At 45.0% G+C, this 25,350-nt stretch carries 21 protein-coding genes; 7 read left to right on the forward strand and 14 right to left on the reverse strand.

All coding sequences use genetic code 11. The features are described from left to right. Window positions 1-229: 229 nt before the first annotated feature. Together BLV62_RS21655 and BLV62_RS21660 are read right to left on the reverse strand one after the other, a co-directional pair. Window positions 230-2,887, reverse strand: a complete 2,658-nt coding sequence (locus BLV62_RS21655) for a TonB-dependent receptor (RefSeq protein ID WP_089764235.1) — start codon at window positions 2,885-2,887, stop codon at window positions 230-232. A 9-nt stretch (window positions 2,888-2,896) separates the two neighbouring features. Continuing rightward, window positions 2,897-3,733: a GLPGLI family protein gene (locus BLV62_RS21660; protein WP_089764236.1), complete on the reverse strand. Its 837-nt coding sequence runs from the start codon at window positions 3,731-3,733 to the stop codon at window positions 2,897-2,899. Between the two features lie 440 nt (window positions 3,734-4,173). Here BLV62_RS21660 and BLV62_RS21670 point away from each other — a divergent pair, with 440 nt between their 5' ends. Continuing rightward, on the forward strand, window positions 4,174-6,084 hold the full coding sequence (locus BLV62_RS21670; protein WP_089764240.1) for a histidine kinase: 1,911 nt from the start codon (window positions 4,174-4,176) through the stop codon (window positions 6,082-6,084). An 11-nt stretch (window positions 6,085-6,095) separates the two neighbouring features. Further along, window positions 6,096-6,842 carry a LytR/AlgR family response regulator transcription factor gene (locus BLV62_RS21675; RefSeq protein ID WP_089764241.1) on the forward strand — a complete coding sequence of 249 codons (747 nt, stop codon included), beginning with the start codon at window positions 6,096-6,098 and terminating at the stop codon, window positions 6,840-6,842. A gap of 66 nt (window positions 6,843-6,908) precedes the next feature. Here the strand turns inward: BLV62_RS21675 and BLV62_RS21680 are convergent, their stop codons facing one another. Continuing rightward, window positions 6,909-8,432 carry a RagB/SusD family nutrient uptake outer membrane protein gene (locus tag BLV62_RS21680; RefSeq protein WP_089764243.1) on the reverse strand — a complete coding sequence of 508 codons (1,524 nt, stop codon included), beginning with the start codon at window positions 8,430-8,432 and terminating at the stop codon, window positions 6,909-6,911. Window positions 8,433-8,453: 21 nt separating this feature from the next. Further along, window positions 8,454-11,696 (reverse strand): SusC/RagA family TonB-linked outer membrane protein, encoded by a 3,243-nt coding sequence (locus BLV62_RS21685; RefSeq protein WP_225889676.1) that lies wholly within the window; start codon window positions 11,694-11,696, stop codon window positions 8,454-8,456. Window positions 11,697-12,028: 332 nt separating this feature from the next. Here BLV62_RS21685 and BLV62_RS21690 point away from each other — a divergent pair, with 332 nt between their 5' ends. Continuing rightward, complete coding sequence (locus BLV62_RS21690; protein WP_089764246.1) at window positions 12,029-12,898, forward strand: hypothetical protein; 870 nt, start codon at window positions 12,029-12,031, stop codon at window positions 12,896-12,898. A gap of 73 nt (window positions 12,899-12,971) precedes the next feature. On the opposite strand, the gene BLV62_RS21695 is transcribed toward BLV62_RS21690, so the two are convergent. The 10 genes from BLV62_RS21695 to BLV62_RS21740 all read right to left on the reverse strand — a co-directional run bounded on the left by BLV62_RS21695 (window position 12,972) and on the right by BLV62_RS21740 (window position 20,430). Continuing rightward, window positions 12,972-13,394 (reverse strand): ester cyclase, encoded by a 423-nt coding sequence (locus BLV62_RS21695; RefSeq protein WP_089764248.1) that lies wholly within the window; start codon window positions 13,392-13,394, stop codon window positions 12,972-12,974. 64 nt (window positions 13,395-13,458) lie between these two features. Further along, a complete protein-coding gene (locus BLV62_RS21700) occupies window positions 13,459-14,022 on the reverse strand; it encodes a Crp/Fnr family transcriptional regulator (RefSeq protein ID WP_089764249.1) in 564 nt (187 codons plus the stop codon). Between the two features lie 7 nt (window positions 14,023-14,029). Further along, window positions 14,030-14,602: a TetR/AcrR family transcriptional regulator gene (locus BLV62_RS21705; protein ID WP_168927946.1), complete on the reverse strand. Its 573-nt coding sequence runs from the start codon at window positions 14,600-14,602 to the stop codon at window positions 14,030-14,032. Window positions 14,603-14,612: 10 nt separating this feature from the next. Beyond that, on the reverse strand, window positions 14,613-15,494 hold the full coding sequence (locus BLV62_RS21710; RefSeq protein WP_089764252.1) for a leucine-rich repeat domain-containing protein: 882 nt from the start codon (window positions 15,492-15,494) through the stop codon (window positions 14,613-14,615). 82 nt (window positions 15,495-15,576) lie between these two features. Then, window positions 15,577-16,347: a hypothetical protein gene (locus tag BLV62_RS21715; protein WP_089764254.1), complete on the reverse strand. Its 771-nt coding sequence runs from the start codon at window positions 16,345-16,347 to the stop codon at window positions 15,577-15,579. A 152-nt stretch (window positions 16,348-16,499) separates the two neighbouring features. After that, the gene (locus BLV62_RS21720) at window positions 16,500-17,129 is read right to left on the reverse strand and encodes a Pr6Pr family membrane protein (RefSeq protein ID WP_089764256.1); all 630 of its coding nucleotides are present in this window, start codon (window positions 17,127-17,129) and stop codon (window positions 16,500-16,502) included. A gap of 13 nt (window positions 17,130-17,142) precedes the next feature. Beyond that, window positions 17,143-17,775 carry a hypothetical protein gene (locus tag BLV62_RS21725; RefSeq protein ID WP_139170341.1) on the reverse strand — a complete coding sequence of 211 codons (633 nt, stop codon included), beginning with the start codon at window positions 17,773-17,775 and terminating at the stop codon, window positions 17,143-17,145. A 48-nt stretch (window positions 17,776-17,823) separates the two neighbouring features. Beyond that, on the reverse strand, window positions 17,824-18,288 hold the full coding sequence (locus BLV62_RS21730; RefSeq protein ID WP_089764259.1) for a VOC family protein: 465 nt from the start codon (window positions 18,286-18,288) through the stop codon (window positions 17,824-17,826). 39 nt (window positions 18,289-18,327) lie between these two features. Further along, window positions 18,328-19,422, reverse strand: coding sequence for a hypothetical protein (locus BLV62_RS21735; RefSeq protein ID WP_089764260.1), 1,095 nt, complete (start codon window positions 19,420-19,422; stop codon window positions 18,328-18,330). A 204-nt stretch (window positions 19,423-19,626) separates the two neighbouring features. Beyond that, on the reverse strand, window positions 19,627-20,430 hold the full coding sequence (locus BLV62_RS21740; protein WP_139170342.1) for a DUF6515 family protein: 804 nt from the start codon (window positions 20,428-20,430) through the stop codon (window positions 19,627-19,629). Window positions 20,431-21,310: 880 nt separating this feature from the next. Here BLV62_RS21740 and BLV62_RS28390 point away from each other — a divergent pair. From BLV62_RS28390 to BLV62_RS21755, 4 genes are all read left to right on the forward strand, one after another. After that, window positions 21,311-21,457 carry a hypothetical protein gene (locus BLV62_RS28390; RefSeq protein ID WP_168927945.1) on the forward strand — a complete coding sequence of 49 codons (147 nt, stop codon included), beginning with the start codon at window positions 21,311-21,313 and terminating at the stop codon, window positions 21,455-21,457. Between the two features lie 1,267 nt (window positions 21,458-22,724). After that, window positions 22,725-23,624, forward strand: a complete 900-nt coding sequence (locus BLV62_RS21745) for an aldo/keto reductase (RefSeq protein WP_089764263.1) — start codon at window positions 22,725-22,727, stop codon at window positions 23,622-23,624. A gap of 55 nt (window positions 23,625-23,679) precedes the next feature. Beyond that, complete coding sequence (locus BLV62_RS21750) at window positions 23,680-24,372, forward strand: DJ-1/PfpI family protein (protein WP_089764265.1); 693 nt, start codon at window positions 23,680-23,682, stop codon at window positions 24,370-24,372. A 97-nt stretch (window positions 24,373-24,469) separates the two neighbouring features. Continuing rightward, window positions 24,470-25,285, forward strand: a complete 816-nt coding sequence (locus tag BLV62_RS21755; protein ID WP_089764267.1) for an N-acetylmuramoyl-L-alanine amidase — start codon at window positions 24,470-24,472, stop codon at window positions 25,283-25,285. Window positions 25,286-25,350: the final 65 nt, after the last annotated feature.

Below are 25,350 nucleotides of genomic sequence, written 5' to 3' on the forward strand. Positions count from 1 at the left end.
AATGCCCTTAAAAATCCACCTCAAACCCACGACCAGGTGCTGGATACCCTCGAAAAATGCGGGCTGAAAAAAAGTGTTGGAACCATTAGGGGAGCGCTCCATGAGTAAATCTAACCCGAATCTGCTAAAAAGCCTATCAATCTATAATCTACTAAATTTTCTAAAAGCATTTCTTATTTGTAATAGAATATGAAATGACTATTCTGCAAAAATCAACAATCTAACATTTTTACAAACTCACCACATACTTCACCAAAACCGTCCGCTCCCGTAACGGGAACTGAAGCACCGATAACTGGTTAGTACCCGATGTAACCTGGCGGTACTGGCTTTGCCCGAGGAAATTGATGCACTGCACTTCAAAATAGCTTTTCCACTTGGCAGGGATATACCTCACATCCAGGTCCAGGAAGTTATTCCTGATCGTTTCCTGGCCGCTCTGCCGGAAAGAGGTAAAATTGTAAGCCAGCTTATAGTAGACAGCCGAAGATAAATTATGCTGCCATTCAGCCCTGATCTTCCCCGTGCCAATAACGTTTTCTGTGATCGCCTTGCTGGTACATTGCCTGTTCACGATCTCCCCGGCCTCCCCGGTAACGGACATGGATATACTTTTCCGGATCTTTTTTCTTAAAGTGGCGGCCAGGATGGTGTTGTACGAGTTAAAGGGAGTGATTTCTCCATTGTAAAACACATTTCCCTTACCATAACTGATACTGGCATTGCCCGACAGGTTAAGCGCCAGGAAGAAAAGGTACTTGGATATATTCCCGTTTAACGAATATTTTTCCTGCCGGTTGTCGAAAGCCATGGCCGTCGCTTTGGTTATGCCGCGGTCGATGACATAAGAAGTGATAAAATTTTGTTTGGTTTGGTCGGCAGTGAGAAACAGGTTATAGAAAAACATTTTTATTGGCTTCCTATAGGTATAGCGTAACGACCCTGATGTTCTGTCCGTTTTAGGCAAAGGAGTTTCATTAAAACTGAATTCGCGGTAGTTAACCAGTATGGCGCCGGTGTAAATATCATTGATCTGCCCAAACTCCGTGCTGGCTGCATATCTCAGGTTTATTTCAGCGTACCTGCCAAGGTTTTTACGAAATTCAAATATGGGGTTGGCTGTAAAGTATTTTTCGGAGGTTCCCTTTACTCCATACCGGATGCTGTTGTATGTTGGCGTGGCCTCTGCAATAATAGCGCCTTTAGGCAGCAGGTAAATAGCTGAAAGTTTCCCGGATAATGATGCGTTTTCAAAAGATAGATTGTTGGCGAACTGACTGCCCGCTTCATGGACTGCGTTCAAAGAATCTGTTTTCCAAAGACTGGAAGCCAGGCGGTCGCGCTCAAAGGAAATACCTGCGGTTGCAGAAAGAATAAGACGGTCTGTCTTTGTTTTATAAGTGGCCGATTGATTAATAAATAAGCTTTTGCTAAGCACCTCCTGGCTAAGGGAAAGATATGGTTCGTTATTATTTACAATGTCGGTATGCAGGCCGGGGAAGATCTGCAGGTTCTCGGTCAGCTTGTAATACTGAATACTGGAGTTATATTGAAAGAGATCTTTTGTTCCCAATATTTTTATGATGCTGGTTTCGTTGCTGATCATCTGTTGATGACTGGGCAGATGCTGCCGGAAGTACTCATCATTTTGCGTTGTATTGCCTGTTCTGTTCCATTTGGGAATATCCAATTTGGTAATTGATTTCAGGTAGATGGATGGGCTGTTCTTTTCCAGCTGTGCTTCTACCTGCCACTGGTTAAGTTTATAAACGTTGTGCTGGATTTCATTGTAGCGTATAGTGTCGGCTGTTGCCAGGAAATAGTTCATGACATTGGTGTAATCATATTTCCGCTTTAACTGCAGGGTAGAAACGTTTAGCCGTAATCCCCAATCGGACTTCATTTTTAACAGGGCGTTGATGTTGCCTGCATGGTCAGTGTTCCTCAGGTAATATTTCTCATCTACGACCGGTAAATTATCACTGGTCATAGAAAGGTAGGGTTGAGGAGATGGCAATACGGGGTTGTTATCGTTAAGAGAAACGCCAAGACTGGCATTCTCGTTCTGCAAATTTTGGCCAACGTTATTGCTCTTTAGGTTGTTGATACTTTTGATTTTTCGTTGAAAGATAAGGTTATTCAGTTCTGCGGTGTAGGCGTTATTGCCGATGCCTGCCTGGCCGGTATTGATAGTTCTTATACGTGCGCTGTCTGTAAGTTTCAGATTTAGCGATACGCTGTTACTTACCGTAAAGCCGTTCAATGCTTTTATAGGTTGATCGCGTTCAATAACCTGTACCTGTTCTATAGCGTTAACAGGTACATTGTTGGTAGCAACGTTGTATCTGCCGCCCAAAAGGTTGTCGCCATCTATATACACATTGGAAATACGCTTGCCATTATAGCTGATAGCTCCTTTATCGTCTACTTCTATACCCGGCAACTTTTTCAGCAGGTCGGCAACTACACGGTCATTTTTATCTTTAAATGCATTTACGTTATACTTCAGGGTATCGCTCGACAGTTGAATTTTAGCAGTAGCCTTTACCGTTACTGCTGCCAGTTCCCTTTTAGCCGCTTTCATTACGATCTGGTAAGGCTGTTCATTGGGTTGGATCACCGGCAGGATATATGGCTGGTAACCGAGTGCAGTTGCTTTAACAGACCAGCGCTCGCCCGGCTCCTGGAACCGGCATTCAAACCCGCCTTGCTGGTCGGTTTTGGTAAAGCTGATACCAGCTCCCTGGGGGGTAACAATGGTGATTGATGCGGCAATAACAGGACTACCAGTACTATCTTTTACCACACCCCTCACCATTACCATTTTCTGGGCCGAAAGGAACAGCCCCTGAAAGATTAGCAGAAACAATAGTGAAAGGCACTTCATGTACGAGGGTTATTGGGCTAATTCCAATGGGTAGTTAACGGCGTTCCTGTTGCCGGCTGCCTTAAATGATGCGCCGTTCATGGTTACATTCTCAACTTTGATATCGCTTCCATTGGCTGCATCCATGCTGATCCCTTCCCTGAACGCCTTTTCCATGCGCTGGTACTCGGCCTGGGTAGTGGTGATCCCGTCAAGCGGCAGATCCAGCGACAGTTGATGCGGCACTGCTGTATTAGCTGAAAGGCTGGTGCAGGTGAACTTGATCCGTTGGGCAACATCACTGGCTTCCAGTATCAACCCCGGCAATCCCTGTAATTTCCAGGGACCAAAGCCCGCAGGGATATCGGTAGTGAACCAGGCTATATATTTCCTGCCTTTGCAGGTTCCCGTTGCTTTCTGGCAGGTATACCCCAGCAGCTGCTTCGTTTCTTTTTCAATGGTCCAGTTAATTTTTTCAAGCGGTTCGCGGATAATGTAACTATCCTCGTTCATGTTTTTATTAACATAGACGGCGTTGTTTTGAATAAACACGCTTTCTGTAGTGACCGGCTTTAATACACCCATCTGGATTGTAACGCTGCCCGCCTGCTCGGCGGCTTTCATTTTGGCCAGGTTGGCAGAATCCTGGTCGATCCGGGTGCTGCTGGTATACATACTTTTCTCATTATTGAATACCAGGATAAAATCTTCGTTCCAGATGCGATGGGGGTTATTGGTGTCCCTCAGGTGAGTGAAATGATAGTAGGCAACACCCGCCTGGGTTACCGGTTCTCCTTTATGTACGTAACTGAAAGAATAAAGAGTACAGAGCAATAATGCAGCAATAACAAAATTTAAATAACGCATATTTTAAAGTCTTGATTGGTAAATACAAATGCTGTCTTTTTGTTTCATACAGTTCCTTTGTATCGTATTGTGAATGTAAAAATGAGGCTATTTGGATGTTTGTTTAAAGGGGAACTGACATTTGAAGGGAAGCAACCCTTATTCGCTGAATTTGAGCCTAAATTTGCACCTGCTTCATTTGTCTGGATATCGTGATAGGTAAATGCTATTACAGATCATTTCAAAGAGGACATTTTTGAATGAAAAAAGAATGAAAGGAAAAATTGAACCTTTATTCGCTACGTTTGAACCTATATTTGATGTGAGCATTTCCACTGCAGGGCAACGGATATTGACCGAAATCCCTCGAATATACACCGGCGTATCTGTATTGGATTCCTGTTTATAACTTTATAAATATTTCCCTGGTTCCCGGATGGGGGAGGCTAATATATATACAAATGAATGTAAGAGCGGTACTTGCAATAGCAGGAATAGCAGTCCTGTTTATTGCTTCATGTAAGAATAGTCCGGAGCCGCAGCACAGCCAGCAGAAGGTTGCGCAGGCGGTTCCCAGGAAAGATTACCTGGAGTTGATCCTTTCTTTGGATACCTTGCCATTTGACGGGTACAGGAAAGCTGTTTACCGGGAAGATAGCCTGCTGTCGGGGACTGTCGACAGCGCTAACGTCCCGTTCCATCACTTTTTCAGGGGTAAAAAATACCTCCAGGCTAAGCAGCGGGACAGCGCTGTGGCCGAGTTCCGGCAAATGAAGGGATTAAAGACGAATGATGATATTGAACTACTGAAAACATACAGCCTGTTAACCCAGGCCATCCCTACCGGCGCAATTGTGGAAGCGGAGCTCATGAACCAGATACTGGCCGCAATGCAGGTTGCCGAAAAGCAGAACAGCAGGATCACTCACTGGTTTTATGATCTTATGGCCAAAGCATACTACCAGAATCAGAATGCCAATGAATCGCTGGACTATGCAGAAAGATATTATAACAAGCATCCCTATAAACGGCATCCGGTTATTATGCAGCGGCATTACGACATTTCTTTCCTGCTTGCCTCCCGGATGAACGACTATGATAAAATGATGTTCTATAACGTGCAGGCCAGGAACCTGGCGCTCAGGATAAACGATAGCCTGGCTATAGCCCGGACATATGATAACGAGGCACAGGTTTTTTCGCGCAGGGGAGAGAACGATAAAGCGTTGGCCAGCAGTAAAAAGTATTTCGATTTCCTTAAAAGAACCAACAACCTGAATGCTATAGCGTACAATAACCTGGCAACCAGCTATGTCCGCAATAACCAGCCGGATTCCGCTATTTATTACTATCAGGCGGCTATCAGGTTTGTCCAGAATGATCCAACAGGCAAACAAAGCCCTATCTATTATAAAGGGCTGATAAATGCCTATAAGATCAAAGGCGATTACAAAGCAGCCTTACAGATCGCCGATTCTGCATATGCCATCGAGGTAAACAATATCAAGGAAGTTGAAGCGGTTAAATTTGCGGAGATACACGAGAAGTATGAAACTGAGAAAAAGGACAAAAACATCTCCATACTTCAGGGACAAAACGTCTTTAACGAAAAGATCATCAGGCAGCAGAAATGGATGCTCATCCTGGCAATACTGGTATTCCTGGGAATATTGCTCTTCTTTTACTTTATGCACAGGCAATACCGGTTGCAGGAAAAGAACAAATTGTTAGAATCCGAAAACCAAAGGTTGAATATGGAGCAAAAACTGTTACAAGTTCAACTCAATCCTCATTTTATCTTCAATGCTATTGCCAATCTCCAAAGCCTGGTAGCCTCGGGCGATACCAGCAAATCTGTGCGTTACCTCTCTGCCTTTTCCGGGCTCCTGAGAAACGTACTGGAACACAGCCGCCGGGATCTTATTGGCCTGAACGAAGAGATCACCTACCTGGAAAATTATCTGCAATTAAATCAAATGCGCTTTGCCGGCCTTTTTGATTACGAGATAAATGTGGATGACAATATCTACCCGGCAGACTACCTGGTACCGCCTATGCTGATACAGCCGTTCGTGGAAAACGCCATTGAACACGGCTTCAGAAATATTAATTATAAAGGGAATCTCTCTATCTCCTTCAACATAAAAAACCAACAGATGTTCATTACCGTAGAAGATAACGGGGTTGGCCTGATCAGTAAAGAACCGGGCGAACAGAAGAAACAATCGCTGGCCGGGATTATACTGAAAGAAAGATTGGAAGTATTATTTAAGACAAAGGGCCAGGATGCGAAATATGAGATAGAAGATAAAAAGAGACGGGGAGGACAAGGAGTATTGGTTAATATTGTTATTCCGGAAATTAAAGACTAAACATAGCAAGCATGAAGCTCTATATCTTAGAAGACGAAGCATTGATCCTGCAACACCTGCTGCAGGTTGTTCAGAACATCCCTTATGTGGAAGTGCTGGGTCATGCAGCCGAAATTGCCAAAGCTGCCGGCGAGATACCGGTTTTAAAACCAGATATCATCCTGGCAGATATCAGGTTGAAAGACGGGGATAGTTTTCGTTTATTCCATGAACTGGGAAGCGGCGATTTCCAGGTGATCTTCCTGACGGCTTACGATCAGTACGCCATCCAGGCGTTGAATATGGGCGCCTTTGGCTATTTGCTTAAACCAATAGATGAAGTGGCCCTGGCTTCGATGCTCAGCAAATGTTACCAGCACAGGCAACAGGAACAGTTCAATAGCCAGCAGTTAGAAATTGCCCGCCAGCATTACGCGGCACAGGGAGTAATAAGCTCCAAACGCATTGCGCTGAAGTTGCTGGAATATGTGGAGATCGTGTCGGTAGAAGATATTATGTACTGCAAAAGCGATAAAGGCTACACTACTTTCTTCCTGAAAGATAAACGGGAGATATTGGTATCAAAAGGCCTCATCGAGTACGAAGCTGCATTGCTGCCATTAGGCTTTGTAAGATGCCATCAGTCTTACCTGGTTAACTTCCAGTATGTAAAAAAATATTACAGGGAAGGGGTGTTGCAGATGATGAACAATGAACAGATCCCTGTTTCCAGCCGCAAAAAAGAAGAAGTGATGAAATACCTGGAAAATATATCCTGATCAGGTAAATAAAAAATGTGGCGCCCGAAATTCAGGCGCCACATTTTTTATTTACCTGACCAGGTATTAATATCCTGGATTCTGGTACATCTTTTCCGGGTTAAGTTTATACTCATCGAACGGAATCGGGAAGTACCGGTCTTTTTTGCTGAAGTTGGATAATTTGGCATTTCCGTAGTTCGCCTGCGACTTCGCCTTGAAGAAAGCTACCAGTTCATCGGTTGTGAAAAACCTCAGCAGGTCGAACCACCGCTGGTGTTCGAATGCCAGTTCTACCCGGCGTTCATGCAAAATAGCCAGTTTCAGTGTCGGATATTTAGCCTTGTAATCGGGATCTGATTTTGCCACTGCATATAAAGGCATGCCCGCCCGTTCGCGGACCATGTCCAGGTAGGTAATGGCTTCTGCCTCGTTACCCTGCAACATATTCACTTCCGCCAGCATAAGGATAATATCTGCATATCTCATTATCGGCGTATCGTTTCCTCCATAACCATTTACTCCTGCGGCATCGCTGGCGTCGCGGTACTTGGTGATAAACCAGTCCTGCACCTGCGGATTAGCGGCAAATTTCACTGAGAATGTCTTTCTTGGATCATTAGGCTCGTAGTCCAGGATCAGGTCGTGCGTTACGTTGCCGCCCACTCCCAATGCTTTTTTCTGCGAATTGATAGTTTCGCCCAATGCCTGGTTATTGGCTGCAATGCTGGAACCATAAGTGATGTCGCCCTGTTTGTAAACAATCTGGAAGATCATTTCCTTATTGCTTGTTTTCTTGCTCACATCAAAAACATCGGCATATGGGATTTCACTCAGCCTGCCGAACGGACGCATGTTGTATGCAGCCGTCAGGTATGTTTTGGCGTTGGCCAGGTTGTCTGCCCTGTTATCCTGGAAGGTAGAGGCCATTGTCAGGTACACTTGTCCGAGCAAGCCGTTAATAGCCGCTTTGGAAGCGCGACCAACACCTGCGCCGGTTTGCAGATCTGGCAGTTTGCTTTGCAGCGCATCTTTCAGATCGGCAACGATCTGGGCATACACGGTTGCCTGCGGCTGGCGATAGGTATTAGCGGTTATCTCTTCTGTTGTGTTCAGCGTTTTTGTTACCAATGGAACATCTCCCCATTTCCTCACCAGGTGAAAATAGATCATAGCGCGAATGAACTTGGCTTCTGCCAGGTATTGCGCTTTTGTATCCGGGTTGGCAAAGCTTACTTTGTCAATATAGGTAGTGATGGTATTGCATTGAGTGATGGTCTGGTATAAACTCAGCCAGTGCGATTTCAGGTAAGTATTGCTGGGCAGCAGGCTGAAATCATTGAACTGGAAAGGCTCGCCGGCGTTGGATTGTGCGTCGTCCCGCCCCGTATCGTCAGACCGTTCATCAGTATATAAACCGCTGTTCTCTCCAATATTATTGCTGCCTCTTAAAGTACTGTACGCCCCGTTCACTGCCAGCAACACACTGTTCTCCGATGTGAAGAAATCATTCACGGTTGTGCCGTTCGGATTATTCTTCTCAATAAAATCTTTGCTGCATGATGCCAGTGATATTGTTGCCAGCAATAACATGCTTGTATATCTTCTCATTACTATTTTTTTAAAAGGACTTTAGAAAGTTAATTTAGCTCCCAGGTTAAATGTTCTCGCTAACGGGTAGTTGCCGTAATCCACGCCGGGAGAAAGGTTAGCTCCGATGTTATAATCAACATCCGGGTTGTATCCTTTGTATTTTGTCCATGTGAATACATTGTCTATGCTTCCGTATATCCTGATCCTTTCAACATGTTTGCCCAGTACTTTAGGAAGCGTATAACCTACTGCTATATTTGTCAGTCTCAGGTACGAGCCATCCTGTAGATAGAAGGAAGACAAACGGGTGCTGTTGCTTTGCGTACCAGCCCTGGATGCACGGTAATTCAAGCCGCTGCCAGGTTGAGAGGGATTCCTGTACCTTTCGGCAACCTGCACGTATTGGTTGCCCGAGCCTTCGAAGTTATAGAGGTAATAATCCTGGCCGTCCAGCACCTGGTTGCCGTAAGAACCGTTGAAAGAAGCGCGGAGGTCAAATGATTTGTAATTGGCAGACAGGTTGAAGCCGTAAGTGAATTTGGCGTAAGGACTTCCTATCACCTGTTTATCCTGGTCGTTGACAATGCCGTCGTGGTTTACGTCTTCGAAATAGAGATCGCCTACTTTCAGGGGATTGGAAGAAGAACCGGATGGAGCAACTTTATTCAGGATATCTTCAGTTACCCTGCCTAATACTTTGTAGCCATAGAACATGCCGATTGGCTTGCCTGCCCTGGTGATATGAGTATTATAGGAACGTTCTGCGCCGGAAGTGATAATTGTACTTGCAGCACCTAAGTCGAGCACCTTGTTACGGTTGATAGAAATGTTACCTCCCAGGTTAACACTGAAATCCTTTCCTCTTACCACCTGCCCGTCTACCTGGATATCAAAACCTTTGTTCTGCACTTTACTGTCTTTCAGGTTGGTCAGGATGCTGGAGCTGCCGGAAACTGCTGAAATAGGCTGGTTGTAAAGGAGGTTGAAAGAGCGGCTCAGGTAATAGTTAACGATAACGGATAAACGATTATCGAACACTGTTACATCGGCGCCCACGTTGTATTGGGAAGTAGATTCCCAACCCAGCCGCTGGTCTTTCACCCCGCCGATCGTTACAGCAGAAGCAATGGTGTTAGCCCCGAATACTGCGCCGGTAGGAGAGTTCACGGTCTGGATAGCATTGTAGTTACCGATGTTGTTGTTGCCGCTCAAGCCCCAGCTCATTCTCAGTTTTACGCTGGAGTTCCGGCCAAGGAAATCGTTATACCAGTTCTCCTGCGACAGGTTCCAGCCTGCGGCCACGGAAGGGAAAGTACCCCATTTGTTCAGGGGGCCAAACCGTGAAGAACCATCTCTGCGCAACGATCCTGTAAGGAAATACTTGCCGGCAAAATTGTAGCTGATACGCCCGAAGTAGGAGAGCAGCGTGGTAGATGATTTGCCGGTATTGTTGTTGTCTAAGGTGAACAGGCTTGGATCGGCGCCCTTGTCGGTAATTTCGCCGATCATATCATTGGTGAAGCCTTTCGCTACAAGGCGGATCTTATCTGAAGTGGTTTCCTGGGCAGAGTAACCGGCCAGGGCGTTCAGGCTATGCCTGCCGAAGGTTTTGCTATAGTTCAGGGTGAACTCAGCGAGTTTATCGACCTGTGTTAAAGTTTGCGCTACTGCATTTGCCGCAGCGATAGAAGAAGGAGAATAAGGAGGATTTCCACCGCCGTTACTTAAACTGGTAGGCAGGTAATAATCGTATTTCTCGTTATAGAACTGCGTACCTAAGTTGGCTTTGAATGAAAGACCATCTAAGATCTCGTATATAGCGTTGGCATTGATAGTTCCCCTGTAGCCTAACCTGTTGCTTTTGGTTTCAGATACGGATGCCAGCGGGTTTTCAATACCCTGGAACCCGAATTGGTTAGCCAGTGCGTTCATGCCATATTTGATATAGTTGCCCTTTTCATCGAAGGCCGGCAAATATGGGATATACAGCAAAGATGCCATCATGGGGCTAAAGCGGCCTTCGCCTACTTCTTTGCTGGTTGTCTGGGTATAAGATGCATTACCGTTTATTTTCAGTTTTTTGGTAACGTCTGCATCGATGTTGGATCTGAAGTTCAGCGTTTTCATACCGGTGTTGGATACGATACCGCTTTGATCCTGGTATCCGCCGCTTACGTAATATCTTACGTCTTTCCCGCCACCGGAGAAGGAGAGATTATGGCGTTGGAAAGGCGCGTTCCTGTACAGCACATCCTGCCAGTCGGTGTTGTATTTGGCATCAATGCGTTTCTGATTCTTAAAATCGTAAATATCTTCCGGGATACTTACAGATGAACCATTACCAACTTTGGATATCCTGGTAGCATTGTCGTCAGAGAACATGGCGTCTGTCCACGGTTTACCGGAATTGATCACCAGGTCTTTATAGGAGTTGTTGCGGCCATCTATCACCAGGTCAATAAACTGGTTAGCGTCCAGCAGTTTTACTTTCTTCTCCAGGTTGCTGAAGCCAGCCTGTACATCGTATTCAAATCTGCCTTTTCCTTCTTTTCCTCTTTTGGTTGTGATCATCACCACGCCGCCGGATGCCCTGGAACCATAGATAGCGGCGGAAGCGGCGTCTTTTAAGATGTCTATTGTTTCAATGTCTTCCGGGTTGATGAAAACGTTGTTGCCGGCAGGATACCCGTCGATCACATATAAAGGATCGGAGCTGGCAGTGAGCGACCCGATGCCGCGTACCCGGATCTTTGTACCTGCATAAGGCGCGCCGCTGGTTTGCGACACCTGTACCCCTGCTACTTTACCTACCAATGCCTGGCTAACGGTTGGCGCGGTAAGGTTAAGTTCCGAATTTTTTACACTGCTGATAGCGCCGGTAACATCGGACTTCCTGATCTTCTGATAACCGATGGCTACTACTTCATTTAACTGGCTGCTGCTTTCTTTCAGCACAAGGTTGATCACAGATCTCCCCCGTACGGGGATTTCCTGCGCTTCATACCCGATAAAAGAGAATACTAATGTTGAACCTTCCTCTACGGTAATTGAATATTGTCCACTGGCATTTGTTACTGTTCCTTTCTTGCTTTGTTTGTCATAAACGGTTACACCAGGTAAAGGTTGTTTTTGTGAATCTGTAACTGCACCTGTAATAGTAATTCCCGCTCTGTTCACGTTTCGGACGCTATAGGAATAATCGTTTCCCATTGCCATTCCCGGCACATTGCACATCGTTACGAGACCGACAGGCAATAACAAGTTCCTGCAAACATTTTTCATGTTTGCGGTTAGATGAGTTAAATACATTTGATTTTTAATTAAATGATGCTTGGTTCCTTAAATCGATTTAGCTGTTTCGGGTGTAAAACTAATAGCAAGGTTTTAAGACTTATAATCTTCACTATTAACTTATCATGAACAAACTGTAAACTCCTTTACAACTTACCTTCCTTGTATAGTTTTGCAGCATGTTTAAGTTCAGAACTGTGATGGCATGGTTATGCCTTTATCTTCTTAGCTTATTCACAGAAATAACGATTGTCATCAACAGCAATGGAGTGTTATTCAGACATGCTCTCTTTACAACTGGATTACGATAAACCGCTTGACCCATGAAAATATTATACACCATATTAGCTTCGGCGGCTATACTGCTAATGGCCGATAGGGCGCCCGACATGAATATCAGGAATAGCTATACGCTGGATTTTTTAGGCGCCTGCCAGGGCATTTCGTTACAGGACGGAAAATATTACCTGTATGGCGACAGGGAAGTAGGCGTGATGCGGGAATACAGGCTGGAAAATAACACGCTGGTATATCAACAAAAAGAATACAGGTTTACGGCGCATGACAGCAATATTATCAAACACCCTACAGGGTTGGCTTACCATGAAGGATTACCGGTATTTATTGGAAATTCTGTTCGTTTAAATAAAGAAGGAACAAGCTGGAAAGCCCTTATTTATTGCATTAACTGGGAGGGATTCCTGAAAACAGGTACGCTGGACGGAAACCTGCTCAATACCATACACGACGATGTTTGCATACAAGGTACCAGGCCCGAATACGTGGAATACAAGGGCAAATGGTATGTTGCCACGGCTGATTATGGTTCCAGGGCCAACGAGGTACGCCTGTATGATCCTGCGGCTTTACAGAAAGCAGCTAAGACCACGGAAAGCGGTGTATTGGTCAGGAAATTTAAATGTTCGCCCTGGGTGCAGAACCTGCACTGGATAGCCAATAAAGGAATCCTGGTGTTGATCCAGAATAAAACAGAAGGAAGAGGATGGAGATTTACCTACCTGGACCTGGAACAATCAATTGAGCGGGGAGAGGAAAAAGTGCTGAAGGTCGTGGACCTGGAAAAGCCGGACGAACTGGAAGGTTTTACATTAACGAACGATCCTGCACTGGGAATAGGCGTTAGTTCTTCGCGGAAAGAGAATATCAGCCTGCTCAACCTGCAGTGGAAGTAATAAATTTAGCGGTAGTTTAAAAAATGATGGCCTTGCAATTTCTTGCAGGGCCTTCTCTTTAATATATCGCTATTTACCTGGCCCGCTGGCAACCATGCGAAGTGCCCAATAGTTCGTTCTCCAGTGTTTGACCGTCGATCAGGGCCCAATGCGCGATGATCCGGCCATCTTCCAGTTTAAAGTGGCGGTAACCACTGGTAGATACTTCTTTGCCCGTTGCTGCTATATTGCGCCAGGGACCAATATGCCTGCAGTGCATGGTGATCTTTGCAATACAATTATTTCCTTCGCAAACCAGTTCTTCGACCTGGGTATGGTGTTTAAAGGAGTGACTGGTAGTGGTTATCCATTTTTGTAATCCGTCCTGCCCCGGAGGAAAGGTGGCAGGAAGAGAATAGTCTTTGAATGCCGGATGCAGCAAATCCGGGAGTAGTTGGAATTGTTCGCGGTTCCATACTTGCTCAATAAAGGTGTTGATGATTGTTGAATTTTGCATTTGGATGTTTTAGTGCAAAATTCAGTTGAACGGGGTATCCGGACCTGCGGCAAAAGTCACAAAATCATTTCTCTGCCCTGATCCTGCTTAAAGTTTCCCGGCTGATTCCCAGGTAGGAAGATAGTTGGGTTAATGATACCCGTTGCAGGATATGCGGATGTTGTTGCACCAGCCGGTGGTATTGTTCCGAGGGCGTGTATAATTTAAAGCTGTTGCTGTGTTCTTCCTGTTTAAGGGAAATTAGTTCCAGTACTTTCCGCCCAAACGTTTCCAGCTGATGCGATTTTTTATATGCTTCCAGCAGCGCTGTTTTGTTGATCGAGAAAATTTTACTCTTTTCGCCGGTTCTGATAAAGTATTCGGACCTGGATGAAGTAGTAAGGCTTTTAAGATTTGTCACGAAGTCGTTCTCAAAATAAAAACCGGTATTGATCTCCCGGCCATCTTGCAGGTAAAAACTCCTGCAATAACCTTCCGCCAGGAAATAAACAGCATTGCATTTTTCTCCTTCTTTCAGGATGTCTGTATTTCTGGCTGCATCAATAACAGTAATGCAACCTTGCAGTATAGCCCAGCTCTCGTCTGAAAATTCAGTAATGCTTGCAATATATTTCTTCAGCCGGTCCATTACAATATTAATTTAGGGAGAAGAATAATGAGAGGAATTTCCTGGTATCCTGCAAAAAGCTCTTATGTTGCTCCTGCAATGATTTATTGGTTGGCCTTAACTGTGCATCCAGCAGCCGGAAACGAAAAGACAACAGGAGATGGCGAACGATCAGCGGTACATCCATATGGTTGTTGGAGTGAACGGGAGGCAATTGTTTAAGCAAAGTGCCCAGCTGCTGCCGACGCTGCGTTTCAAGTTTACTGGTCCGTTCTACCAGTTCTGGGACTGCCGCAATTGCGCCGATGCTGATGAAAAGGCAACGGAATTCGTCCTGTAACAACAGGCTTTTTTGCAGGAAGGGTTTAAGGCTGTTCCAGTCGGAGATCCCTGAACTGAGCGCCAGCAGTTCGTTTTGCCGGCTTTCGAACAGCTCGAAGATGGCCGTGATCAGGTCGGTTTTTGATGGAAAATAGTAAGAAACATTTCCTGGACTCATAGAAAGGGAGCGGGCTATTTCACGTATACCGGCGGTTTCTATTCCGTGCTCATTGAACATTTCCAGTGCTTTGGCGAGAATGATTTCTTTTGTTTTCTTCATTTGCATCATCTTAATAAACTACTACACAACCTTTCTGTTTCAGTATTTCTATCTGCGCCGGGGAAATTGGATTACCGCTGAGGTTTATGAACTCCAACGATGTCAATTCGCCCAGTGGCGATATATCATCTACCTGGTTGCCCGACAGATCCAGTATTCTTAACCTGTTAAGGTAGCTAAGGGTATCTATGTAGCCAATGTTGTTGCCCGCCAGGTAGAGTTCTTCCAGGTACGCTAAACCTTCCATGCCTTCCAGGTTGGTTAGCCGGTTGTCGGAAAGGTCGAGTGTTACAAGGTGTATGCAATGTTCTATTCCTTCAAGGCTATCCATTCCCCGGCCGGAGAGTTCCAGTTCGTCTATGTCTTCGAGCAACTGGTGAGGCAGCATGATATTTTGTCTTCCATATAAACTCTTCTTCATGACAGAATAAAAACTATTGTCATCTTCTCCATAATAAAAATCATACTCCATATCATCATCAAACTCCCGCAGGTTACCGGTTTCATCTACCTCGTCCCAGGCGTATTCTTCATCGTCCAGGTCTACTGACGAACTGAAAGACCCCGATGCCGGCGAATATCCGCCAAATAATTCATCAGCTTCCAGCGTGATGAGGATATGGCTTATCGATGCCAGGGCATTCTGATTGCCGGCCTGTATGATCTGGAGGTAATGGCTAAGTTTATCCGGATGATAGAGCATCATCAGTTTCGATAGCAATTGCCGGTCTCCCCCTTTTTCGTTTACCGGTTCGCCGATCTTTGCAAGTAAAGCTCTGAGCCGGTTATATTGCCTGGCGTTGTAGCATTGCAGGATTTGCCCACTTATGCGATTGAGATTTTCCAGGGTATATGCAGCTGCAAGCTGTTTAACATCGATATCGCCCTTCATTTTCCTGTTTTTAGTACATTGTACAAAAATATAAAAAATAGTTTTTGCACAAAAAAAGAGGCAGAATTTTCTGCCTCTTTTACTATCTCTTTAACTGTATGCCACGGTCTATCCGTTCTTCCACGATCTTTAATTTATCGGCATACTGGTCTGTTTGGTCGATTCTTCCTAATAACACATAGGCGTCTTTCAGCGCTGTAAGGGAAATAATATCTTCCAGCGTGGCCTGTTCCGCTGTACTGGCAATAAAACGTTCAAAATCGCCTAACACTGCCTGGGCATATTGCTTAGCCAGATCTTTCTCATCTACCTCTTCGAGGATCTCTGCGGTTGCAACCATATCCGGCCCCACGAAATGCGGATAATGACTCATTACTGCACAGGTGATCTTGCTTTTATTCTGCCATACTGCCGCTTTAGCCCTTGGAATATTCAAAGCGGTGAACAGGTCTATCAGTGTATTGCACCATTCTCTTAATACCACGCCATAAAACCAGATATCCGGGGTGACCGGCCGATCGGTGAACGCTTCTGCCAGGCTCATTACTTCGGAGGCGAGGCTTGTCAGCTGCTCAATGGTGATCAGGCGCAAGGAATTAGCCTGTTCAGGGAAATTTCCATTTTCGTATACGGCAGCGAGTAAACGCACCAGGTCTGTGAACTGGCTTTCTCCATTTGCTTTCAGAGAAAGTGTGAAGTTATCGCCCAGGGGCGATGAAGATAATACTTCAGCAGCCAAACGCACCGGGATATACTCCGTATCTCTCAGCTTCTCCCTGGCTTTATCAAGGTCGCCCGAGGCTATTGCTTGCCAAAGTTGTGTATAATTGCTTTTTTCGAAAATCGTATTCATGGTTAAGGATATTGACTTCCGACCCAAATATAAGACGTTTTTAGGCTAGAGATCAAATTGCAGGAAGGGTATCTTGATAAGAAATGGATTGAACGTTGTTAATAGCTAATTAGATAGGAAGAAATATTTTTTATATATTATTGCTTAGCCTGTTATGAACGGGCTATCTTTTTTCCTATAAAGATCATTAACAATGAAAGACCGATAAAGAAGGCCGACAGCAGGACGATGGAAACCAGTGTAGCCGGCCACCCCTGTTGGGTCACATCCAGGAAGGGATACGGATAGAAATCAGTGGCAGCGCCGCGGGCCATCGTGTAAATAATGTATACTATCGGGAATACGAGCATGCCGGGAAAGCTGCTGTATTGCAATTCTTTTTTCGGTACAAACCAGGTCCAGTACAGGATAAATAAAATAGGCAATACAGTATGCAGCAATTCATCTACCGTTTTCTGAAGACCCTGCGGGTCCCACAACGGGCGTAACACAATGTTGTAAACAAGTCCGACAATAATGATATATACTGAAAGCGCCGTAGCTACCTGGGGTTTCAAAAACCAGCACCCTGGCCTGCGGTTCGGGAAGAACAGGATAGCTGTACTGCTAACCGCTATCAGCAGGTTAGAGAGAAGCGTAAAATAGCTGAAGAACCTGATAATTAATTCGCCCCGGGGAGCCGACTTGGTTTGCATCAGCAATATGAACTGGGCTATAAGTGCAAACCATTCACCGGTCGCAAGGGTAATAAGGATAATTGTTTGTAAGGTTTTCTTTCGCATAGTTATTAAAATGTCAGCCTATCCGGCTACTGTATTCATTTATCAGCCTGGCATGTTCGCCTATTTCGTAGTCGGCATTGATGACCGGGTTGTATTTAAAATGAAACCGATGCAGTTGAAGCAAATCAGCAGCGGTTTGCGAAGTAGGGTGAAAGATCCCATTGCTGGTATCAAACAACTGGTTATCTTCCTGGCGGGCCTGGCATATGGAGCAATGGTTTAACCACAGGTACTTGCCTGCAATTTCAGACCAGGCGTATTTATAGAAAGGAAATTTGTTGCGGAGGAAGGCCTGGAGATGATCCGAGATATCTGTCACCTGTTCAAATACAGCAAAGAAATCCTGCAGCATCCAGGTTAACTCGTCTCTTTCGTTATGGTCTTTTTCATAGAAATACCCGGCGGCCAGGGCAATGAACCGGTTGGTATGGTCGCATTTCCAGCAGTTGCCGCTGGCATACAGGACGGTCACAGGATCCGGGAGGATGATGCATGGATGTTGTTGGGGTATCCATGCATCTATTTCTACCAGCCGGTCAAAATCTTCCGCAGGTAAATACCAGGATTGGTCTATATCATTCCATTTAGCGCCTTTTGCTTTGGCCAGTTCAACCTGAGCCGGGGGAACATTCAATAACAATGACATAACGACTATTTGAGTGTTATACGCCTATTATTGAATTTAAGCAAAAAATCAGTATTTATCGTCGTTGATTTCCAGCCAGTAGCCGTCGGGATCACGTAAATAGATCTGCTGTACGCCGTCGACCCGTTTGGTGATGGCGCCGGCTTTTCCGGGCCAGTCTTCAAAGTTTACATTATTCTTTTTAAGGTTGGCGACGAAATCTTCCATGGAAGGTACGCTGAAGCAAAGGTGTGTGTTTTTATCGTGCCAGGTGGCCGCTTTAGCGCCTGAGATAATATGTACCTGGCTATGTTCTCCTACTTTAAACCAGCTATGACGTCCATCTTTAAACGGTTCGTCCATAGATTCCAGTCCGATGATGTCCCTGTAGAATGCCGTGCTTTTATCCAGGTCAACCACATATAAAGCCATATGATTGAGCGAAGGATATTTCTTCTTCGTTTGTCCGTTCATTTGAGTAGCGATACCCGTAAATAACAGGAAAAGTCCTGATGCTATTAAAAACTGTTTCATAGACGACAAGATAAAAAATTGCTGTCGCTATTCATACGATTAATTTGCTCCTTTGAAAGCGATGGATTCTATGATCACATCCAGTTTTTTCAGGGCGGGCATGTCAGATCTCAGCGTTTTATCGCCGGTTGCCTGGTCGTACTGTTTAGGGTCTCCTGTGTTGTTTGCTTTCAGTACTATGGTTACTCCTTTTCCTTCCAGGGCGCCTCCCTGCCAGTTGGTTACCAGGCCGCTGTTGGTCCATTCAAAAGCATTGAGCTTGAATGGACGGCCATTCACCTTGTTTAATTTATCCAGTGGATCGCCGGCTTTGATGCCATAGGGCGATTTCCATTTTGATGGGAAATGAGAAAAAGTTACAATATTTCCATTCTCACCGTCGAACTGTACTTCTACTTCGTTATCGGTATCCGGGTAGATGACATATGCTTCTCCTTCTTTATCGCCTGCCAGGTTGATGGCATCGCGTTGCGTAACATTAGCTTCTCCGTACATTTCAACCAGTTGTTCGGGTTTGCGAACCTGGAACAGGGGGCGAACTTCCCAGTTACGGGTATCTGCTGCCGGGGCAGATTCTGTGTTGGCGGCCGTTGCGCCATCTGCGGCTGCAGTTCCGCTTGTTTCTTCAGCCGGGGTGGTAGTGGCGGCGTTGGCGTTATTATTAGCAGCAATTACATCGGCAATGGAAGCAGGTGGTTTTTTGCCGGTATTAGGACCCGCGTAGGTAACGAGGAAATCCTTTTTATCGTCCAGCAATGCTTTTGCTTCGTCCTTGTATTTATTAACCGTATAAGTAGCGATAGGGAACACGCTGTTGGTTTGCAGTCCCAGGCTTCTCAGGTTGGCAATATATCGTTGCCTGTTGCAATCGCTGTATTGGTACAGGTATTTCAGGGCGGCGTCAAAGGCAACCATATCTTTCTTCAGGTCAAACACTGTAGAGTCGATATCCAGGCCGGCATTACCGCTACGGGTAAGTTGTTCGGCGATATACCCGGAAATGGAGTCGTTCGGCAACTGGTAATGAGCTGCAATCCTTGCAGAGAAATCGTTGATAATGTTCTGGCTGAGCTTTGACTGGGCATTCGAAACGAAGGGTACCAGGAGTGCAACAAGTATGAAAAACCGTTTCATGGGTAGCGTTTGAACGTGAATACTATGCTAATTACTGCTTTATGGTCGCTAATTTAGGCAAACTTTGAATTACAAAGAATTCAGCAAGCAAAATGTAGAACGTTAAAAGAGGAAATATAGTATTTAAAGTTGTTCCCAGGAGATATTAATAAAAAAACTGCCCTGGAAATACCAGGGCAGCTTGATAGGAGGATGTAGCCCTATCTATTGTTCGTCGGTCAGTTTCCCAACCACTTTATAACCAGCTAACGAGTTATCGCTATTGTAAACGGGCTGATAATACATCCCGTCTGGCGACAGGTAGAGCTGTTGACCATTGATGGTAACATTCTTGCAATTCTCCGGAAGCTCAGAAACCAGGGAATTCGGGTCGTAAGGCGCATTGTTGTCATTGTTGTCGGTTGTTACCGTCTGATCGCCGATCTTACCGTTTTTGCCCACTACTACATATCGTCTGCCGTTGTCGGTCATGGTTTCCTGGTAGAAAGTACCATTCAGCTCGTAGTAGGTGTTGCCGTTGAATTCCACCTCTTGCGCTCCTTCCGGCAGATCGATAACTGCGGCGCCCATTGGGGCTTCTACTACTTTATAGCCCCTGTTGTCGCCTGTCGATTCGTAATACGTTCCCCCGTAATAGTATACCGAGCCAAAGGCTGGGCCAAGGGAATAGTAGCCAAAAGGCAGTGTTGAGAAATATAAGCCTATTGACGGAAAATATGGTCTGTAGTAGGGCCTGTAAACCCGGTAATACGGGCGATAATAATAATGCGGGTGTCCTACATAGACCCTGCCGGTAGTTACAGGGCCGCGATACCGGTATGATGAAACTGAAGGCCGTGGCGCTACATAAACTCTGCCGCTGCTATGAAATCCGCCGCCGCCACCGACTCTTCCTCCTACGCTAACCCTTCCGCCTCCGCCGTGGCCTCTCTGAGCATAGGTTTCGGAAACTGTAAATATGCTGAGTAGCCCGGCCAGCATAAACAGTGTGAGATATCTGCTTTTCATTTTCTTTAACATTAAGAGTAGATCTTCAATTCGCTTTGTTTCGCAGTTAATGATTAGACTATTTTAGTTGGCTTTAGTTTAATCGGAAATATGTATGCAAAAAGTTGGCCGGATTTGTAGAATCCAATGCTGTAGCAGGTTTGAAGGTGTTAATGAATTTGTAAATCTGGCGGCCGGCTAATTAAAATATGCTTTGTTCATTCCGTTCATGGCTTATTCTCTGTTCAGCCTATGATCCGTTTGTTCGCTCTTGTTCATTTGTAAAATGTGTAATAAGCTGGTTTTTAAAATGATACAGTTTGTATCTTTGCCTTATAACGATTGAAAATCGAGAGCGATTAACCCAACAATCCTATTCTCTTTAGCCATGTCTGTAGCCATTTAAACAAGTTCAACTAACCTGAGTAAAATCAGTTTATCCTTTATTAACCAGAAATAGATAACCTAATGCAATCTTTTTTATTTAACCGTCAATATCAAACGTATATTTTCCTCGGTTATTATCATTATCGGTTTTTCTCTTTTGTATTGAACTAGTTTATCTGCCGGATCTCTGTCTTTGGGCGTAGCTGAATGGCATTGGCAGAAGAATGCGATGTAGGATAGTTTGGCAGATAGGGTGCGAAGGAGAGAAACGTGCCGGCAATAGGATTGAGGCGACTGGAAGCAATGGGATAAGTATGGAGATGGGTTAGGAATGAAGAATGAAGAATGAGGAATAAAGAATGAGGAATAAAGAATAAAGAATAAAGAATGAGAATGGTTGGCTAAAGGTAATCGCATGGGGTGGCGAGCATAATACTGAAGGGAGCATAATACTGAAGGGATGGCGGGAGTAGTGCCGAAAGTTAGCCCCCTATGGCGTTAACAGCATAAGACTATGGAACGCAACTCAGTACAGATGATGGGTAAATCGGTAAGTGTAATACAGGATAAAGAAACGCGAGGGATACAGCAAAAGAACCAGGAAAGAGTGGAATCATGCGAAAATCCCGTGTGGTATAGAGATATAAGAACCTGGGAATAGAGTAGAAGTTGTTAAAAAGAAAAATTAGAAAACAGGTAAGACGAAAGGGCATATGGTGGAGGATCAAGCAGGTCTGGATAACTGCATTTTTAGAGAGCAACATAGAAAATCAACCTTATATGTTAAACTAATTAAGATTTTATGACCAGTATCTTTTTTGTTAACCTGTTCTCATTATTGTTTCATTACTCACTAATGGGGTGATAGTACATACAGCTGCAAGGACTGTTTTTCTAAGCGGTCCTCCTTTTCCCGAGTATATACATCAGGTTTGTACTACATGGTTGTAATGTTATTGCAATGCCCGGAATATCAGAAAGGATGCCCCGGCAAAGCTAACAGTATGCCATCCATGACATAATTGGAGTGCAAATACATGATGGAAGCTGAATCCGGACTGTTTTTCCAGACAGTCCCTCTGCCAGGAAATTCCAGCAGTCCTGTAAGCTGCTGTCAATATATCACAAACGAAATTTTAACCAATGTTCTACGAAGGGTATGAAGGGAAAGAAGAACAACCGGGTGGAACCTGGAAGGAAGCTTTATGACCGCTAAACCGGCAGGCGTACCTGCAGTGAAGGCAAAAGATTGAGGTACAGACAGCAGGAACGATGCCAGGTAAAGCCGTAAAGAAGCCAACAGCTAAACATTCGGTCCTGAGTTTATAACAGCGTGAATACCGGATTTGACGCAGCCTTACTACTGTTATTAACTCAACAGGAACTGTTTGTCTAAACAGTTCCTTTATAAAACAATCTTTATTAAACAACATGCATCAAGAGGCTTTTTCATAGGTGATGTTTGATTGGGAATGTTAAGGGACCATCATTTCTGGTGGTCCTCACCCAAAACTTTGTTACCATAACAGTCAGAATTCGATGGATCGGACATACTAAAGAGTGGGCTGTTTGTCTAGGCGGCCCTTATCAACAACAACAGGCAGCTGACTGAGTTTTTCAGGAAGCGTTAATATACTCATTTGAGGTGGACGAAAATTGAATACAAGGGCTGTTTGTCAAGACGGCCCCCCTTTTTTAACCTGGAACAGGCCAATACATCTGTCTCCGGGTTTTATTACGGACCTTGCTAAATGATAACATGAATACAGGTTCGCAGGTTGCCGGAAACAGAAGTTGCCAAACTGCCTGAATGCTGGGAACTGGCGGCTCCAAATCACTTGCCCGATTTCTTTGGCCGCAACATCCGTATTACTCTGTTATTATTATTTAATTTAGTGGACTAACAAGTAAAACTAAAACAGAACAATATGGAATATGCTATCCTCGGAAATTCGCAGCTAAAGATCAGCAGGATCGGGTTCGGTTGCATGTCGCTCAACGCAGGCGACGAAACCTCAAAGCATATTATTGAAACAGCCATAGAAAAAGGGATCAACTTCTTCGATACTGCCGACCTCTATGACCATGGTGACAATGAGATCATGCTCGGCAAAGTGCTGCAGCAAAAAAGAAAAGATGTGATCATTGCCACGAAAGTAGGCAACCAATGGCGGAAAGACGGATCGGGATGGGACTGGAACCCTACCAAACAATATATACTTACCTCGGTAGAGGAAAGCCTCAGAAGGCTGAATACAGACTATATCGATCTTTACCAACTTCACGGAGGTACCATCCAGGACCCGATAGACGAGACAATCGAAGCCTTTGAAACTTTGCTTAAACAAGGCAAGATCAGGTATTACGGGATCTCTTCTATCAGGCCTAATGTGATCAGTGAATATGTGCGACGCTCTCACATCGTTAGTGTAATGATGCAATACAGCCTGCTCGACAGGCGGCCGGAAGAAACTTGTTTTCCTTTGCTAAAAGAACATAATATCGGCGTATTGGTCAGAGGAAGCCTGGCGAAAGGGTTGCTTGTCAATAAACCGGCAACTGGTTATCTCAACTATAAAACCAGTGAGGTAGCCGCTGCGGCAAAGGCAGTGCAGGCATTAACCGTTCAAGGCCGCGAAGCTACCCAAACCGCCCTGCAATTTGTTTTGCAGCAGCCGGCCGTAACCAGCAGCGTAGTGGGTATACGAACTTTGGAACAATTAGACGAAGCCGTTAAAACCATCGGAACTGCCCCGTTAACCGATACAGAACTGGAAAAACTTCGTAACTCCATCCCTATAAACAGGTATGAAGAACACAGGAACTGAACGCATCGACTTTACAGTTCCAGTTAGTATCTTGTAGTGGAACCACAATGATATCATGCAAAAACTAAAAATCGGGATGCTCCTGTTCCCCGACCTGACAACACTGGATTTGGTAGGCCCTTACGATGTATTCGTTAAAGCGCCTTGTTTTGAAGTATTGCTGGTAGGAGAAAGCACAGATGTTATCAGGGCTGAAGGAGGCCTGTTGCTGAAACCTTCGGTGTCGCTGCAGGACTGCCCGCAACTCGACATCTTATTCGTGCCGGGCGGGAAGGGAATCAATGAACTGCTTACTAATAGTAATGTGATCAGTTTCCTTCAGGAGCAGGCAAAGAAGGCCAAATACATTACCTCTGTTTGTACAGGGTCTTTGGTCCTCGCAGCCGCCGGGTTATTGGACGGATATAAAGCCACTACTCACTGGCGCTCTATTGAGCTGCTGAAAATGTTCGGCGTAGCCGTCCAGGATTCCCGCGTGGTTAGGGACCGTAACCGGATCACGGGGGGAGGCGTTACTTCCGGGATCGATTTTGGGTTGATGCTTACTGCACTTATAGGAGGTGATGAAATGGCCAGGATCGTGCAATTGCAGCTCGAATACCATCCCGAACCGCCTTTTCATGCGGGATCTCCGCAAACTGCCGGCTTGCCCGTGCTTCAACGAACCAAAGAATTAACCCAACCCATGTTCAATCTCCGTAAAAAGATCATCCAGGATCTGCTCAAAGGAAAAAAGCAGGATATCTGAGGCGCTATTTTTGCTAAAGGTTTATCATCATTACCCTGAATGAATAAATTAGAAGTAATGATTATCTTTATTTTTCAGCTTTAATAAACCTTTACGCATGAGAAATATTACCAGTGCCCTAGTGATATTGGGAGTAATGACCTGTTTCACTTATTGCTCCAGGAACCCTTATGCAGCTACCAATAAAGTTTACCGGCAGGAGGCAAAGACTTTTGCTAAAGAACTGAAAGCCCAGCCGGCAGCTATTCCCGGAACCCCGCAAAGCGACTGGGTGGGAACAACCAATTTCAATCTCCGTAAACCGGCATTCGTTATTATTCATCATACCGCCCAGAACTCCTGCGATCAAACGCTGAAAACATTTACCATGCAAAAAACGCAGGTTAGCGCCCATTACGTGATCTGCCGGAATGGTACTGTACATCATATGCTGAACGATTACCTCCGCGCATGGCACGGAGGAGTTGCCCGTTGGGGAAATCTTACAGATATTAACTCATCCTCCATCGGTATCGAGTTGGATAATAACGGTAATGAACCATTCGATTCCTTACAGATCAATAGCCTAATTACGCTTCTGACCCAGCTGAAAAGCAAGTATGCGATCCCGGTAGCCAACTTCATTGGGCACGGAGATATTGCTCCCGGAAGAAAAGTAGATCCCAGCGCTTATTTTCCATGGCAACAGCTGGCAGATAAAGGATTTGGGCTCTGGTATAAAGATACCAGCCTCATTACTGTACCTCCCACTTTTGACGCGGTTACCGCACTCCGGATAGTTGGCTATGATGTAAAAGACAGCGTGGCGGCTATAAAGGCGTTCAAGCGCCATTTCATACCTACTGATACTACTGTAATATTCGACGACGGAGGCAGGAAGATTCTTTATAGTATTGAATCGCAAAGCCGTTAACAGCAATTTTTCCTTATACCCTCCCTGCCAGAGTTTTTTTGCAAAAGTGGAATAAATATGCTATT

Source organism: Chitinophaga terrae (ex Kim and Jung 2007), assembly GCF_900107795.1.
GTDB classification, from domain to species: Bacteria; Bacteroidota; Bacteroidia; order Chitinophagales; family Chitinophagaceae; genus Chitinophaga; species Chitinophaga terrae.

What these genes read in the sequence shown, in the direction of transcription:
- BLV62_RS21700 (WP_089764249.1), bottom strand. Translation starts at nt 14,022, where the DNA reads ATGGACCGGCTGAAGAAATATATTGCAAGCATTACTGAATTTTCAGAC.
- BLV62_RS21655 (WP_089764235.1), bottom strand. Translation starts at nt 2,887, where the DNA reads ATGAAGTGCCTTTCACTATTGTTTCTGCTAATCTTTCAGGGGCTGTTC.
- BLV62_RS21660 (WP_089764236.1), bottom strand. Translation starts at nt 3,733, where the DNA reads ATGCGTTATTTAAATTTTGTTATTGCTGCATTATTGCTCTGTACTCTT.
- BLV62_RS21670 (WP_089764240.1), top strand. Translation starts at nt 4,174, where the DNA reads ATGAATGTAAGAGCGGTACTTGCAATAGCAGGAATAGCAGTCCTGTTT.
- BLV62_RS21705 (WP_168927946.1), bottom strand. Translation starts at nt 14,602, where the DNA reads ATGAAGAAAACAAAAGAAATCATTCTCGCCAAAGCACTGGAAATGTTC.
- BLV62_RS21675 (WP_089764241.1), top strand. Translation starts at nt 6,096, where the DNA reads ATGAAGCTCTATATCTTAGAAGACGAAGCATTGATCCTGCAACACCTG.
- BLV62_RS21750 (WP_089764265.1), top strand. Translation starts at nt 23,680, where the DNA reads ATGCAAAAACTAAAAATCGGGATGCTCCTGTTCCCCGACCTGACAACA.
- BLV62_RS21690 (WP_089764246.1), top strand. Translation starts at nt 12,029, where the DNA reads ATGAAAATATTATACACCATATTAGCTTCGGCGGCTATACTGCTAATG.
- BLV62_RS21685 (WP_225889676.1), bottom strand. Translation starts at nt 11,696, where the DNA reads ATGAAAAATGTTTGCAGGAACTTGTTATTGCCTGTCGGTCTCGTAACG.
- BLV62_RS21735 (WP_089764260.1), bottom strand. Translation starts at nt 19,422, where the DNA reads ATGAAACGGTTTTTCATACTTGTTGCACTCCTGGTACCCTTCGTTTCG.
- BLV62_RS21720 (WP_089764256.1), bottom strand. Translation starts at nt 17,129, where the DNA reads ATGCGAAAGAAAACCTTACAAACAATTATCCTTATTACCCTTGCGACC.
- BLV62_RS21740 (WP_139170342.1), bottom strand. Translation starts at nt 20,430, where the DNA reads ATGAAAAGCAGATATCTCACACTGTTTATGCTGGCCGGGCTACTCAGC.
- BLV62_RS21730 (WP_089764259.1), bottom strand. Translation starts at nt 18,288, where the DNA reads ATGAAACAGTTTTTAATAGCATCAGGACTTTTCCTGTTATTTACGGGT.
- BLV62_RS21710 (WP_089764252.1), bottom strand. Translation starts at nt 15,494, where the DNA reads ATGAAGGGCGATATCGATGTTAAACAGCTTGCAGCTGCATATACCCTG.
- BLV62_RS21680 (WP_089764243.1), bottom strand. Translation starts at nt 8,432, where the DNA reads ATGAGAAGATATACAAGCATGTTATTGCTGGCAACAATATCACTGGCA.
- BLV62_RS21755 (WP_089764267.1), top strand. Translation starts at nt 24,470, where the DNA reads ATGAGAAATATTACCAGTGCCCTAGTGATATTGGGAGTAATGACCTGT.
- BLV62_RS21715 (WP_089764254.1), bottom strand. Translation starts at nt 16,347, where the DNA reads ATGAATACGATTTTCGAAAAAAGCAATTATACACAACTTTGGCAAGCA.
- BLV62_RS21745 (WP_089764263.1), top strand. Translation starts at nt 22,725, where the DNA reads ATGGAATATGCTATCCTCGGAAATTCGCAGCTAAAGATCAGCAGGATC.
- BLV62_RS21725 (WP_139170341.1), bottom strand. Translation starts at nt 17,775, where the DNA reads ATGTCATTGTTATTGAATGTTCCCCCGGCTCAGGTTGAACTGGCCAAA.
- BLV62_RS28390 (WP_168927945.1), top strand. Translation starts at nt 21,311, where the DNA reads ATGGAACGCAACTCAGTACAGATGATGGGTAAATCGGTAAGTGTAATA.
- BLV62_RS21695 (WP_089764248.1), bottom strand. Translation starts at nt 13,394, where the DNA reads ATGCAAAATTCAACAATCATCAACACCTTTATTGAGCAAGTATGGAAC.